The organism is Hydrogenophaga sp. UC242_50 (assembly GCF_042697355.1).
In the GTDB taxonomy this organism is placed as follows: Bacteria; Pseudomonadota; Gammaproteobacteria; order Burkholderiales; family Burkholderiaceae_C; genus Hydrogenophaga.
Map to the genome: position 1 here is coordinate 1,142,652 of NZ_CP170553.1, position 13,407 is coordinate 1,156,058.

Sequence of the window (13,407 nt, forward strand, 5' to 3'; positions counted from 1 at the left end):
CCTCAGTGCCGGCGCGGCGCGCGCACCTCGCCCAGGGCCGTGCGGTAGGCGCGCGGTGAAAGCCCGGTGGCCTTGCCGAACACGCGGGCCAGGTGCTCGGCGTTTGAAAAGCCGCTCTGGCGCGCCACCACCTCCATCGTCAGCGACGTGGTCTCCAGCAGGCGGCGCGCCTGCGCCACGCGCAACTCGGTCACGTACTGCAGCGGCGAGCGGCCGGTGGAGGCCTTGAAGCAGCGCATGAAGTGGTACTTGGTGAGCCCGGTCTGGGCCGCCAGGTCGTCCAGGCTCAGGTCCTGCGCGAGCTGTTCCTTGATGTGGTCGATCAGCCGCGCGAGCTGGGCCGAGGGCAGCTTGCGCACCGCCGGGCCGGCGGGCGCGCGCGTGTTCCATTGCCGCGCCAGCTCGTTGGCGATCACGGTGCAGTAGCTGTCCACCAGGATCTGCGGGCTGTCCGCCGAGGCCTGCTGCATGAACTGCGTGAGCGCCTGGTAGATCATCGGGTTGGCGAAGCCGCGCTGCGACAGCTCCCACAGGCCGTCGTTCGGATTGCGGTGGCCCAGCTCGTCGAGCAGCGCGGCCAGGTCGGTGGCCGAGAGCGCGAGCAGGGTCACGTCCGCGAAACCGTCCTTGAGCCAGCGGTAGGCGTTGCCCGCGGGGAAGAGGTGCAGTGGGTGCGGGTGGCTGCTGAAGTGGTCGCGAAAGCCCCAGCCGAAATCGAACAGCGCGCGCTTGAGCCGGTACTGGTTGGCGGCCAGCAGCACCACCTCGTCCAGCGGCGGGATGTCCACCGTGTGGGCCTCGAAGGTGCAGTGAATGAGGCGGCCCCGGCACCGGCCGCCCAAGGTCGTGACCTGGTCCAGGTGGAAGTTGGGCGAGCGGGACAGCACATTCGCCAGGTGCGGTGCGACGGTGTTCATGGGCAGCTTGCGATCACCCTTCCGGCCGCCAACGTGCCGGGCGCCTGATTCTGCCACCCCACCCGCTGACAGGCTGGTGTGGAGGCGGGTACCCGCCTCAGGCCTGGGGCCAGACGGCCCAGTGGTTGTCGATCTGCAGGCGCTCGCCGCCGCGCGTGCTGGTGCGGGCCTCGGTGCCTTCGGGCGCGCACCACACGCCTTCGGCGCCGCTGGCCCACCAGTGGCCCTGGTCGGCCGCGAGCGCATAGGCCTCGCGGTGCGCGAGGTTCTGCGACCAGCGCGCGTCAGCGCCGAACAGGGCCAGTGCGTCCGCGCGCGGGCAGCTCACCACGAAACCGCCTTCGGGCAGGGCGCAGATGTCGCCGCCATAACCCTGCACCGCGGGCTGGGCCAGCGAGGCCTGCAGGCGCTGGCCGTTCCACGCGGCGAACACCGGCGCGCGCCGCTTGGCCTCGGCATCGGGGTGCTCGGCCTGCAGCGCGATGCCCACGGTGCGCGACACCGGGTCCCAGGCCAGGTGGCGGATGCTCAGGTAGGGGTCGTCCAGGCGCCACTGACCCAGCACCGCGCCGTCGCGCGGGTCCAGCGCCACCAGCGAGGCGTCCATGCGGTCGAGCTGGCGCTTGCTGCGCCCGGTCTCGGGCAGCGTGGGGATGCCGCCGTTGGCGACCAGCAGGCTGCCGGCCGGGATCTCGCCCATGCGCTGCGGCAGCACGATGAGCTCGTGCGGGTCCATGCCCTGCGTGGCCCACTCGGCGGACTTCTCCAGCGTCTTCGCGTCGCGCGTGGCCAGGCGGCCCTGCGCGGTGTCGAGGTCGGTTTCGGTGGTCCAGACCGTCTGGCGATCGGGGCTGGCGACGGCGTGGCCGTTGAAGCGGCGGTCGTCCTCGATCCAGTGCCATTGCGTCTGCCCGCTCACCGGATGCCAACGCAGCAGCCAGTCGCCCGGGCGGCGCGCGGCGGCCAGCACGCTGCCACCGGCCTCGAGCAGCAGGCCGTGCGCGCGCGTGGGCACGGCGAGCGAGCGCTGCACCGACCAGCGCGCCCCGTCCACCGCGATCACGCCGATGCGGTGTTCGTTCGAGGTCTGCCAGGCCGAGATCAGGCGCGTGCCCGCGCTGCGCGCGGCCCAGGCCGGCGCGAGGCCCATGGCCGCCATCGCCACCAGCCACTGGCGGCGCGACAACAAGAAGGCGGTGTCAGTCTCCATCGGCATCCGAGAACCCGAGTGGCACATCCAGCGCGGCCGCGACCTCGTTCTGGAACAGCACGGTCACGGCCTTCATCGACTTCGTGAGCGCGAGCAGCTCGCGCTCGCTCGAGCGCGGCGTGAGCTTGTCCATGCCCGCCGTCACCTGGTCCAGCGCCTGGCCCCATTTCTGCGCCAGCGCGAGCTGGCCGCGGCCCATGAGCAGGGCCTCCATCGGCACCAGGGCCTGGCCGGCGGCGGGTGGTTGCGCACCGGGGGGCAGGCGGCCTTGCTGGCGCAGGCTCTGCCATTGCGCGCGCCAGTCGCGCAGGTTGCTCTCGCGGTCGAGCCGGGCGTAGGGCACCGGCGCGCCCTTGGCCGCGTTGCCGGTGGTCTGGTGGGTGGTGATGGGTTTTTCGATGTGGGCCCAGCGCAGCCGCTCCAGGCCGGCGAGCCACTGGTTGACCCATTCGGCCAGCGAGGCGGTGGTGACCTCGGGCTCGTCGTCCCATTCCTTCGTGGCCCATTGGCCGAGTTCGTCGTTCAAGGCGCGCGCCTCGGCGGCGATGCCCTGCGCCACCAGCTCGGCGTAGCGGCAGGCCGGGGCCGGCGCGGGCTGGCGGCTGCCGACCCACTGGTTCAGCAGCAGTTCGAAGGCGGGAAAGCCTTTGGCGGGCGTGCCCACGCGCTCCATGTCCGCCAGGGTGTTGGGCGCCTTCTCCATCGAGCGGCGCAGCAGGTCCGGGCGGGTGGGCCAGAAGTCGATCTGGCGCTGCGAGCGCCGCGCGATCAGCGGCCCCACGGCCGGCGTGGACAGGGTCTCCCAGCTCACCAGCGTGTCCTGCCATTGCGCGCGCAAGGCCGGCAGCGTGGCCTGGCCTTTGCAGTGTTGGGCCGTGGTCTCGACCAGGCGATCGGCCTGGGCCTGGAAGTCGCGCGCCAGCGGCGGCAGGTGGTGCGTGTACACGCCCTGCAGGGCCTGCTCGGCCGAGTAGTAGGGCGCGGCCACGATGGGGGCGTTCTGCGCCGCCGCGAGGCCGGACAGCGTGAGGCCCAGGGCCAGCGCGGTGGCGCTGCGAAGGAAGGCAAAAGCAGACGTTGTCATAGCGACTCCACGAATTTCACGAGCGCGCTGCGGTCGGCCCGTTTCATCTTGAGCACCTGCTCCTTGGACGCCTGGGCCTCGCCGCCGTGCCAGAGGATGGCTTCGAGCACGCCGTTGGCGCGGCCGTCGTGCATCAGGCGGGTGTGGCCGTTGACGTCCTTGATGAGGCCGATGCCCCAGAGCGGCGGGGTTTTCCACTGGCTGCCGCTGGCGAGGTAGTCCGGGCGGCCGTCGGCGAGGTCCGGGCCCATGTCGTGCAGCAGCAGGTCGGTGTAGGGCCAGATGCGCTGGCCCTTGAGGGCGGGGCTGGTGAGCGGCGGAAACGGGCCTTCGGCCGTGACGTAGCTCGGGCGGTGGCAGGCCGCGCATTGCGCCTGCGCGAACAGCGCCTGGCCGCGCAGCACCTGCGGGTCGTTCACGTTGCGCCGCGCCGCCGGGGCCAGCGTGGCCTGGTAGAAGATCACCTGACCCAGGGTCTCGTCGTCGATCTCGGGTTTCAGCGCGGTCGCGTTGGCCGCCGGCACGATGCCGTCGCGGCCTGTGGTCTTGCCGCCGCCGTGCGGCGCGGCCAGGCAGTCCTTCTGCGTGGGCGTGCAGGTCTCGTGCGGGAAGGCGTTGGAGGTGATGCCGATGTCGCCATGGAAAGCCCCGGCGGTCTGGTGCGCGAGGGTGGCGACGTTGGCCTTCCAGCCCAGGCGCCCCAGGCGCTCTTCCTGCGCGAACACGTCCCACACGCGGTTGGGCTGGCCCTTGATGGGGCCGGGCGCGGCCGCCTGTTCGCGCGCGTTGCGCAGGATCTCGGCATCGGGAATGGCTTCGATCAGGCCGATGCCGGCGAGCTGCGGTGCGATGCGCGGGCTGACCATGAGGCCGGGTGCGAACGGGCCGTAGGCGAGGTCGGTCAGCTTGTAGATCGGCTTTTGCAGCGTGTAGCGCGTGCCGTCCGCGAAGCGGCCGTGAATGGGTTGTTGGCGGATCTCGACCCGGCCCTCGGGCTTGACGCCCTGGATCGCCGCGTTGTTGAACTGGTCACCGTACACCGGGTCGGGCCGCACGCCGGCCTTGGGGTCGGGCGTGCCGGCCACCGACAGGCGCATGAGCAGCGCCACCGTGCCTTCGGGCTCGGGGCCCAGCGTGTTCTTCCAGGCCGGCGGCTCGCCCCGGCCATCGAGCACGTGGCAGCCCGCGCAGGACCGCGCGATGAAATGCGGGCCCAGGCCGTCGCGCGCGGTGGTCGACGCCGGTGCCTCCACCCAGTTGCGTTTGAAGAACGAGTTGCCGATCACGAAGCGCGTGCGCCCCGGATCGTCCAGGTCGGCCAGCGGAAACGAGAACGCGTTCTTGCCGGTGGCGTAGACCGTGGTCGCGCCACCGGTCTTCTCACCCAACGGGTCGGGCGCTTCGTCGGCGTGCAGGACGAGCGCGGTGGAGCCGCAAAACAGGACCCCCATGGCGAGCGCAAGGCGCGTGGCTGTGGGAAGGAGCGACATGATGAAGGCCTAGACAACAGAAGAAACGTCAATCCAGAGGGGTCAAGGGTCCGGCTCCGCCGGCCCGAGACCCCGTCCCCCCTCCCAGCGCCGAAGGCGCGCCAGAGAGGGGGGAAGCCGCGCAGCGGCGCAGGGGGGTGTTCCGAATCAAGGCTCCACGAGGGTCAGCTTGGCGATGCCCACCGCGCTGGCCGATTCCACCAGCAGCTTGGACTGTTCCACCAGGCTGGCGACGGTCTTCTCGATCGCCGGGCGGCCGGCCGAACCCTTGGCGATGGCGCGGTCGAACGGGGCGGGAATGGCTTCGGCACCCGCCACCGAGGCGGCGATCTGCGCGGTGGTCTTCTCGGCCAGGTCGGCCTTCTTGGCGGCCACCAGGTCGCGCACGCCCGGGCCTTGCAGCACGCTGCCGTCGCGCTTCTTGTACTGGCCCAGCCACACGTTCTGGATGCCGGTGGCGTTGGTCACGATGTCGCGGTGCGTGTTGTCGGAGAAGCAGGAGTGTTCGTCTTCCTGGTCCTGCGAGTTCAGCGCCACTTCCATGCGCTCACCCGAGAGTTCGCCGCGCGAGAGCGAGCCCAGGCCCACGATGATCTTGCGCACCGATTCCTTGCCGCCCTTCTCGAAGCGCGCGCGGTAGTTCTTCTGGCCGGGCGCCCAGGCCTTGACCAGGAAGTTCAGGTCGTCCACCAGCAGCTCGGTCGCCACGGTGAGGAACTGGCGGCGGCGGTCGGCGTTGGGGGTCTTGCCGTCCACATAGTCCTCGAACGAGCGGTTGCCCGGGCCGGTTTCGCTCAGGTCCTGGCCCCACAGCAGGAATTCGATCGCGTGCCAGCCGGAGCTGATGTTCTCTTCACCACCGCGCTCGTTGAACTTGGCCAGGTTGGTCTTGGTGATCTTGAACTTGGTGTTGGCGATCAGGCCGGCTTTGGGCTTGCCCTGCACGTAGTCCACATAGGCTTCGTCCAGCGGCCAGGCGTTGATCTGGCCTTCCGGGCCCTTGTCGTCGTCGATCGGGCCGCTGTAGAAGCGGAAGGCCTCGGTCTGGCCGTAGAACTCGCGGGCGCCCAGCCAGGCCTTGCGCGCGGCGGCCAGGCCGTCGGCCGAGGGCGCGGCCACGAAGGCCTTGATGGTGGTCTGCATCTCCTGCGCGGCGGCCAGGGTGTCGCTGTAGTTGGCGTGCACCAGCGCGGCGTAGTGCGTGGCACGGTGGCGTAGGTCGCGGCGGCGGGTGCGCTCGTGGCCGCGGGAGCGGCGGCCTGGGCGTGGGCCGGTGCGTGCAGCAGGGACAGGGTGGCCGACAGGGCCAGAACGAGCAGGGTGGGTTTCATGGCGGAAGGGCTTGGAGTGAAGGAATCGGGCCGGCAGCGCCGGTGGGTCTCACAGTGTAAATGAGAATGATTCCTGCTCTATATCCAAGACCCGGCCGCCGATGGGCCCATCGGCGGTGCTCTTGACCTGCGTCAAGCGCGCATCAGGGCTTCGATCTCGTCGGCCTTCACCGGCACGTCGCGCGAGATGAGTTCGCAGCCGGTCGCGGTGACGATGGCGTCGTCCTCGATGCGGATGCCGATGTTCCAGAAATGCTCGGGCACGCCTTCGCCTGGCCGCACGTACAGGCCGGGCTCGATGGTGAGCACCATGCCGGGGCGCAGCACGCGGCTGGGCCGGTCCTTGATGGTCTCGCCGCTGAGCGGGTCCTGGCGCTCGCTCACGCTGCCCAGCTCGGAGGGCTCCACGTAGCTGCCGCAGTCGTGCACGTCCATGCCCAGCCAGTGCCCGGTGCGGTGCATGTAGAACGGGAAGTAGGCGCGGTGGGCGATCACGTCCTGCGCGTTGCCGACCTTGTTGCGGTCCAGCAGGCCGACGTCGAGCAGGCCCTGGGCCAGCACGGCCACGGTGGCCTCGTGCGGATCGACGAAGCGAGCGCCGGCCTTGGTGGCGGCCACGGCGGCGTCCTGGCTGGCGAGCACGAGGTCGTACAGCGTGCGCTGCGGGCCGGTGAAGCGGCCGTTGGCGGGAAAGGTGCGGGTGATGTCGCTGGCGTAGCCGTCGAGTTCGCAGCCGGCGTCGATCAGCACCAGCTCGCCGCTGCGGATCGGCGCGGCGTCGGCGCGGTAGTGCAGCACGCAGGCGTTGGCGCCGGCGGCCACGATGCTGCCGTAGGCCGGGTACTGCGAGCCGTGTTCGCGGAAGCTGTGCAGCAGCTCGGCGTCGAGGTGGTACTCACGCACGTCCTGCCCGGCGCGCAGCATGGCCGCGCTGCGCTGCATGGCGCGGATGTGGGCCTTGGCGCTGATCTGAGCGGCGCGGCGCATGGTGGCCTGCTCGAAGGCGTCCTTCACCAGCCGCAGTTCGTCGAGGATGCCGCAGAGGTCGCGCTGCGATTCGGGGCACAGCGCGCCGTAGCGCACGCGCGCGCGCACCGGTTGCAGCCAGCCGTTGATGCGGCTCTCCAGCCCCGCGTGCGTGGCGAAGGGGTACCACACGGTCTGGCGGTTCTCCAGCAATTTGGGCAGGCGCTGGTCGAGTTCGGCGACGGAAAACGCCTCGCTCACGCCCAGGTGTTCCGGTGCGGCTTCGGGGCCCAGGCGGATGCCATCCCAGATCTCGCGCTCCAGGTCCTTGGGCTGGCAGAACAGCGTGGTCTGGCCCTCGGCGGTGATCACCAGCCAGGCATTGGGCTCGGTGAAACCGGTGAGGTAATAGAAGTAGCTGTCGTGCCGGTAGATGAAATCGGTGTCGCGGTTGCGCGGCCGTTCCAGCGCGGTGGGCACGATGGCGATGCCGCCGGGCCCGAGCTGGGCGGCCACGCGGGCACGGCGCTCCGCGTACAGGGTGGTGTGGGTGGTGGAGTCCATGCGGGCCATTGTCGGCGTTTTGGCGCGCGCCGTGGGGCGTGGGGATCAGCCCGCGGTGTTCAGTTCCGCGAGTCGCTCTGGGGTGCCCACGTCCACCCAGGGGCCGGTGTAGAGCTCGGCGCTCACCAGGCCGGCGTCCATGGCGCGGCGCAGCAGCGGCGCCAGCGGCTCGGCCGTGCCCTGCGGGTTGCCCGGCACGATCTCGCACCAGGGCGCCTCGAACAGCTCGCGGCGGTACAGGCCGATGGTGCTGTAGGTGTGGCGCATCTCGGCCTCGTTGAGCGCCAGGCCCTCGGCGCTCAGGCCGAAATCGCCGCGTGGGTGGTGCGGCGGGTTGGGCACCAGCCAGAGATGGGCGAGCAGGCCGCTGGCCTTGAAGCGGGCCACGCTGGTCGGCGTGAAGGCGAACTCCGGCGCGTACACGTCGCCCGCGAGCACCCAGAACACATCGCCCAGCAGCGGCAGCGCGCGCGCGATGCCCCCGGCGGTCTCCAGCGCGTAGCCGAAGTCCTGGCCTTCGCGCGAGACGGTCACCTCGGTGCCCGGGTGCTGCGCCTGCCAGTCGGCGCAGAAGGCGTCGATCTGTTCGCCCAGCCAGGCGGTGTTGACCACCAGGCGCCGGAAGCCGCCGGCCAGCAAGGCCTCCATCGGCCATTGCATCAAGGGCCGGCCCTGCACCGTCAGCAGAGGCTTGGGCGTTTCGTCCGTCAAGGGGCGCATGCGCATGCCACGCCCGGCGGCAAGCAGCATGGCCGGGATGGGGGCGGTGGCAAGTCGGGTCATGGGTGTTGGACGGTGGGCGTACCGGGTTCACAGGGCCCGACGCATCCGGAATTATGAGCGCCTGCGCGCGGCTCGGCCGGCCGTCGGGGGCGCCGGTCCGGGCGGCCCGATAAAATCCCCTGTTTTGCGCCGCCGCGCAATTGTTCCTTCCTCATACCCTCCCCCAGCACCCCATGTCCGACGCCGCCAGCACCCCCACCCGCACCGCCCCCGCCGCTTCGGCCGTGACCGCCCAGACCCAGGCCAACGCCATCCGCGCCCTGGCCATGGACGCGGTGCAACAGGCGAACTCGGGCCACCCCGGCGCGCCCATGGGCATGGCGGACATGGCGGCCGCCCTCTGGGGGCGCCACCTGCGCCACAACCCGACCAACCCGCAGTGGGCCAACCGCGACCGTTTCGTGCTCTCGAACGGCCACGGTTCCATGCTGATTTACGCGCTGTTGCACCTCACGGGCTACAAGCTGCCGATCGGCGAACTCAAGAACTTCCGCCAGCTGCACAGCAAGACCGCCGGCCACCCCGAGGTGGGCATCACCCCCGGCGTGGAAACCACCACCGGCCCGCTGGGCCAGGGCATCACCAACGCCGTGGGCATGGCGCTGGCCGAGAAGCTGCTGGCGGCCGAATTCAACCGCGATGCGCAACGCCATCGTCGACCACCACACCTACGTGTTCCTGGGCGACGGCTGCCTGATGGAAGGCATCAGCCACGAGGCCGTGGCCCTGGCCGGCGCCTGGAAGCTCAACAAGCTGATCGCGCTGTACGACGACAACGGCATCTCGATCGATGGCCAGGTCACGCCCTGGTTCATCGACAACACCGCGCTGCGCTTCACCGCCAGCGGCTGGAACGTGATCGGCCCGATCGACGGCCACGACACCGACGCCGTGGACCGCGCGATCGCCGACGCCAAGAACAAGGCCAGCATGGGCACCTTTGGCCCCACGCTGATCATCTGCAAGACGCACATCGGCAAGGGCAGCCCGAACCGCGCCAACACCGCCAAGGCCCACGGCGAGCCGCTGGGCGGCGAAGAGATCCAGCTGACCCGCGAGGCCCTGGGCTGGATGCACAAGCCCTTCGAGGTGCCGCAGGACGTGTACGCCGCCTGGGACGCCAAGGCCGCCGGCCAGGCCGTGGAGGCCGACTGGAACGGGAAGTTCGCCGCCTACAAGGCCGCTTTCCCCGAGCTGGCCAGGAGTTCACCCGCCGCATGAAGGGCGAGCTGCCGAAGAACTTCGCGCAGGTCGCGGTGGACGCCGCCGTGGGCGCGCACACCAAGGCCGAAACCGCTGGCCAGCCGCAAGGCCAGCCAGCTGGCGCTGGAGACCTTCACCGCCGCGCTGCCCGAGCTGCTGGGCGGCAGCGCCGACCTCACCGGCTCCAACCTCACCAACACCAAGTCCACCCCCAGCCTGCGTTTCAACATGGCCGGTGACGTGGTGAAGAACGAGCAGGGCCAGGGCGGGCGCCACATCAACTACGGCGTGCGCGAGTTCGGCATGGCCGCGATCATGAACGGCGTGGCGCTGCACGGCGGCTTCATCCCCTACGGCGGCACCTTCCTCACCTTCAGCGACTACAGCCGCAACGCCATCCGCATGGCCGCGCTGATGAAGCAGCGCGTGATCCACGTGTTCACGCACGACTCCATCGGCCTGGGCGAAGACGGCCCGACGCACCAGTCCATCGAGCACGCGGCCAGCCTGCGCCTGATCCCCAACCTGGACGTGTGGCGCCCCGCCGACACGGCCGAGACCGCTGTGGCCTGGGCTGTGGCGCTGGAGAACGCCAGCCGCCCGACCGCGCTGCTGCTCAGCCGCCAGAACCTGCCTTACGCGCCCAAGAACGACCTGGGCCACATCAGCCAGGGCGCCTACGTGCTGGCCGAGCCGGCCGAGGTGGGCCTGAAGAAAAAGGCGCAGGCCGTGATCATCGCCACCGGCTCCGAAGTGCAGCTCGCCCTGAAGGCGCAGGAGCTGCTGGCCCGCGAGCACAAGATCGCCGTGCGCGTGGTCTCCATGCCCAGCACCACCACCTTCGACCGCCAGACCGCCGCCTACAAGGCCTCGGTGCTGCCGGCCGGCGTGCCACGCATCGCGGTCGAGATGGGCACCACCGACGGCTGGTGGAAGTACGGCGTGGCCGCCGTGGTCGGCATCGACACCTACGGCGAATCGGCCCCGGCGCCGGTGCTGTTCAAGCACTTCGGCTTCACCGAGCAGAACGTGGCGGACACGGTGCGCGCCGTGCTCGCGAAGTGAATTTTGGTTAACCCTTTTTTGAAACCCTCCAGGAGAGACGAGACATGACGATCAAGATCGGCATCAACGGCTTCGGCCGCATCGGCCGCAACGTGCTGCGCAGCGCCATCCAGAACTTCAACGACATTGAAGTGGTGGCGATCAACGACCTGCTCGAGCCCGACTACCTGGCCTACATGCTGCAGTACGACAGCGTGCACGGCCGCTTCAAGGGCACGGTCTCGGTCGAAGGCAACACGCTGATCGTCAACGGCAAGAAGATCCGCCTGACGCAGGAGCGCGATCCCGCCAACCTCAAATGGAACGAAGTCGGCGCCGACGTGGTGATCGAATCCACCGGCCTGTTCCTGGACAAGGTCACGGCCCAGAAGCACCTGGACGCGGGTGCGAAGAAGGTCATCCTCTCGGCGCCTTCCAAGGACGACACCCCGATGTTCGTCTACGGCGTGAATGACAAGACCTACAAGGGCGAGGCCATCATCTCCAACGCCTCGTGCACCACCAACTGCCTGGCGCCGATCGCCAAGGTGCTCAACGACAAGTGGGGCATCAAGCGCGGCCTGATGACCACGGTGCACGCGGCCACGGCCACGCAGAAGACGGTGGACGGCCCGAGCAACAAGGACTGGCGCGGTGGCCGCGGCATCCTGGAGAACATCATCCCCAGCAGCACGGGCGCGGCCAAGGCCGTGGGCGTGGTGATTCCCGAGCTCAACAAGAAGCTCACGGGCATGAGCTTCCGGGTGCCGACCAGCGACGTGTCGGTGGTGGACCTGACGGTGGAGCTGAACAAGGACGCGACGTACGAAGAGATCTGTGCGGAGATGAAGGCGCAGAGCGAAGGCGCCTTGAAGGGCGTGCTGGGCTATACGACCGACAAGGTGGTGGCGACGGATTTCCGGGGCGACACGCGCACCTCGATCTTCGATGCCGACGCCGGCATCGCGCTGGACAAGACCTTCATCAAGGTCGTGAGCTGGTACGACAACGAATGGGGCTACTCCAACAAGTGCCTCGAAATGGTTCGCGTTGTCGCCAAGTAAGCGCAAGCTCACTCGACTTGAAAAAGCGCCTTCGGGCGCTTTTTTCTTGCCCGGTTCACCTCGGCGACAAGCGCGCATTGACACTAGACCGACCGGTCTATAGATTGCGCCCCATGACCGACACCCCCACCCCCGGCACCCGCGAACGCCTGATCGCCGCCATGACCGACGCCCTGCGCCGGCGCGGCCTGCACGGCATCGGCCTGACCGAACTGCTGGCCCAGGCCGGCGCGCCCAAGGGCGTGCTGTACCACCACTTTCCCGGCGGCAAGACCGAACTCGCCGTGGCCGCGATCGACGATGTGGTCGCGCGCATGCTGGGCTGGCTGGACGGCCTGCTGGCGAAGGAGGGCGACCCGATCGAAGCCGCGCGGCAATGGATGCAGGGCGCGACCCAGCGCCTGAGCAGCACGGGCTTTCACGCCGGCTGCCCGCTGGCGACCGTCGCGCTGGAGAGCACGCCCGACGACCACGCGCTGCGCGAGGCCCTGGCGCGGGCCTTTGCCACCTTGCGCGAGCGCATCGCGCTGGCGCTGGAACAGGCCGGCGAGCCGCGCGAGTCGGCCCGGGGTGTGGCGGCGCTGATCGTCGCCACCTACGAAGGCGGGCTGTTGCAGGCGCGCGTGGCCCACAGCACCGAACCCATCCAGCAGGCCGTCCAGACGCTGCTGGGCCTGCTCGCCGCGCGCCGCCCGCGCGAAACGGGCACCACTTGAGGAGATCCCCATGAGCACCCCCCCGGACGTTCGCATCGAAACCCTCCTGCTGACCGCCGCCGACGGCTATCCGCTCTCGGCCCGCCGCTACCGCAGCCCCACGCCGGCCCGCGCCCACCTCGTGATCGGGGGCGCGACCGCCGTGCCACAGGGCTTCTACAAGCGCTTCGCCGAACACGCCGCGCGCCGCGGTTTCGACGTGCTCACGCTGGACTACCGGGGCATCGGCGAGTCGGCCCCGCCCACGCTCAAGGGCTTTCGCATGGACTACCTCGACTGGGGCCGGCTCGACCTGGCCGCCGCCGTCGAAGCCATGCGCCAGGACGGCATGCCGCTGTACCTGGTCGGCCATTCGTACGGCGGTCATGCCCTGGGCCTGCTGCCGCACCACGACTGGGTGGACGGCGCCTACACCTTCGCCACCGGCGCCGGCTGGCACGGCTGGATGCCACCGCTGGAGCGCATGAGGGTGCTGTTCATGTGGCGCGTGCTGGGGCCGGTGTGGACCAAGTTCGCCGGTTACCTGCCCTGGAGCCGCCTGGGCATGGGCGAGGACCTGCCGCTGGACGTGTACCGCCAGTGGCGCGGCTGGTGCCGCTTTCCGCGCTACTTCTTCGACGACCCGCAGATGCAGGCCACCACCGAACGCTTCGGCCAGGTGCGTTTCCCGATCGTGGCCGCCAACGCGCTGGACGACGCCTGGGCGCCACCGGCCTCGCGCGATGCCTTCATGGCCGGTTACCGCAACACCTCGGTGCGGGCCGTCACCATCGACCCGCGCCGCGCGGGCCTGGGGCCGATCGGCCACATGGGCTACTTCCGGCCCAAGGCCTTGCCCTTGTGGAACGAGGCGCTCGACTGGTTCGAGGCGCTGCGTCCCGCCGCCGCCCCTTTGGCCGGCCGCTGAGCGCGGGTGTTGTAAAGCTGTGCGGAAATGCCGAATCGCCAGGGGATAAAGGCCATGCGAAAGACCGGCATGTCAAAATGTTTCGACACATCCCCCACCTTGCCTCGCTTGCCCTTCCGGCCCTCCCC

The 13,407-nt window shown here is 69.9% G+C and carries 9 protein-coding genes and 2 pseudogenes; 4 read left to right on the forward strand and 7 right to left on the reverse strand.

Features of this window, described 5'->3' with window-relative positions:
* Positions 1 to 2 precede the first annotated feature (2 nt).
* The 7 genes and pseudogenes from ACFJGX_RS05845 to ACFJGX_RS05875 all read right to left on the reverse strand — a co-directional run bounded on the left by ACFJGX_RS05845 (position 3) and on the right by ACFJGX_RS05875 (position 8,312).
* Positions 3 to 917 carry a helix-turn-helix domain-containing protein gene (locus ACFJGX_RS05845; protein ID WP_382322337.1) on the reverse strand — a complete coding sequence of 305 codons (915 nt, stop codon included), beginning with the start codon at positions 915 to 917 and terminating at the stop codon, positions 3 to 5.
* A gap of 97 nt (positions 918 to 1,014) precedes the next feature.
* Complete coding sequence (locus tag ACFJGX_RS05850) at positions 1,015 to 2,127, reverse strand: DUF1513 domain-containing protein (protein ID WP_382327991.1); 1,113 nt, start codon at positions 2,125 to 2,127, stop codon at positions 1,015 to 1,017.
* Positions 2,117 to 3,211: an imelysin family protein gene (locus ACFJGX_RS05855; protein WP_382322335.1), complete on the reverse strand. Its 1,095-nt coding sequence runs from the start codon at positions 3,209 to 3,211 to the stop codon at positions 2,117 to 2,119. Before ACFJGX_RS05855 ends, ACFJGX_RS05850 begins: the two co-directional genes overlap by 11 nt.
* Positions 3,208 to 4,701, reverse strand: coding sequence for a di-heme oxidoredictase family protein (locus tag ACFJGX_RS05860; protein ID WP_382327992.1), 1,494 nt, complete (start codon positions 4,699 to 4,701; stop codon positions 3,208 to 3,210). Before ACFJGX_RS05860 ends, ACFJGX_RS05855 begins: the two co-directional genes overlap by 4 nt.
* A 147-nt stretch (positions 4,702 to 4,848) precedes the next feature.
* Positions 4,849 to 6,032, reverse strand: a pseudogene (locus ACFJGX_RS05865) (imelysin family protein).
* Between the two features lie 132 nt (positions 6,033 to 6,164).
* The gene (locus ACFJGX_RS05870) at positions 6,165 to 7,562 is read right to left on the reverse strand and encodes an aminopeptidase P N-terminal domain-containing protein (protein ID WP_382322332.1); all 1,398 of its coding nucleotides are present in this window, start codon (positions 7,560 to 7,562) and stop codon (positions 6,165 to 6,167) included.
* A 45-nt stretch (positions 7,563 to 7,607) separates the two neighbouring features.
* Positions 7,608 to 8,312, reverse strand: coding sequence for an NDP-sugar synthase (locus ACFJGX_RS05875; RefSeq protein WP_382325778.1), 705 nt, complete (start codon positions 8,310 to 8,312; stop codon positions 7,608 to 7,610).
* 299 nt (positions 8,313 to 8,611) lie between these two features.
* Here ACFJGX_RS05875 and tkt point away from each other — a divergent pair.
* The 4 genes and pseudogenes from tkt (at position 8,612) to ACFJGX_RS05895 (ending at position 13,279) form a co-directional block, all read left to right on the forward strand.
* A pseudogene (gene tkt, locus ACFJGX_RS05880) lies at positions 8,612 to 10,613 on the forward strand (transketolase).
* Between the two features lie 44 nt (positions 10,614 to 10,657).
* Positions 10,658 to 11,656, forward strand: coding sequence for a type I glyceraldehyde-3-phosphate dehydrogenase (gene gap, locus ACFJGX_RS05885; protein ID WP_382322331.1), 999 nt, complete (start codon positions 10,658 to 10,660; stop codon positions 11,654 to 11,656).
* A 113-nt stretch (positions 11,657 to 11,769) separates the two neighbouring features.
* Positions 11,770 to 12,372: a TetR/AcrR family transcriptional regulator gene (locus ACFJGX_RS05890; protein WP_382322330.1), complete on the forward strand. Its 603-nt coding sequence runs from the start codon at positions 11,770 to 11,772 to the stop codon at positions 12,370 to 12,372.
* Between the two features lie 10 nt (positions 12,373 to 12,382).
* Positions 12,383 to 13,279 (forward strand): alpha/beta fold hydrolase, encoded by an 897-nt coding sequence (locus ACFJGX_RS05895; protein ID WP_382322329.1) that lies wholly within the window; start codon positions 12,383 to 12,385, stop codon positions 13,277 to 13,279.
* Positions 13,280 to 13,407: the final 128 nt, after the last annotated feature.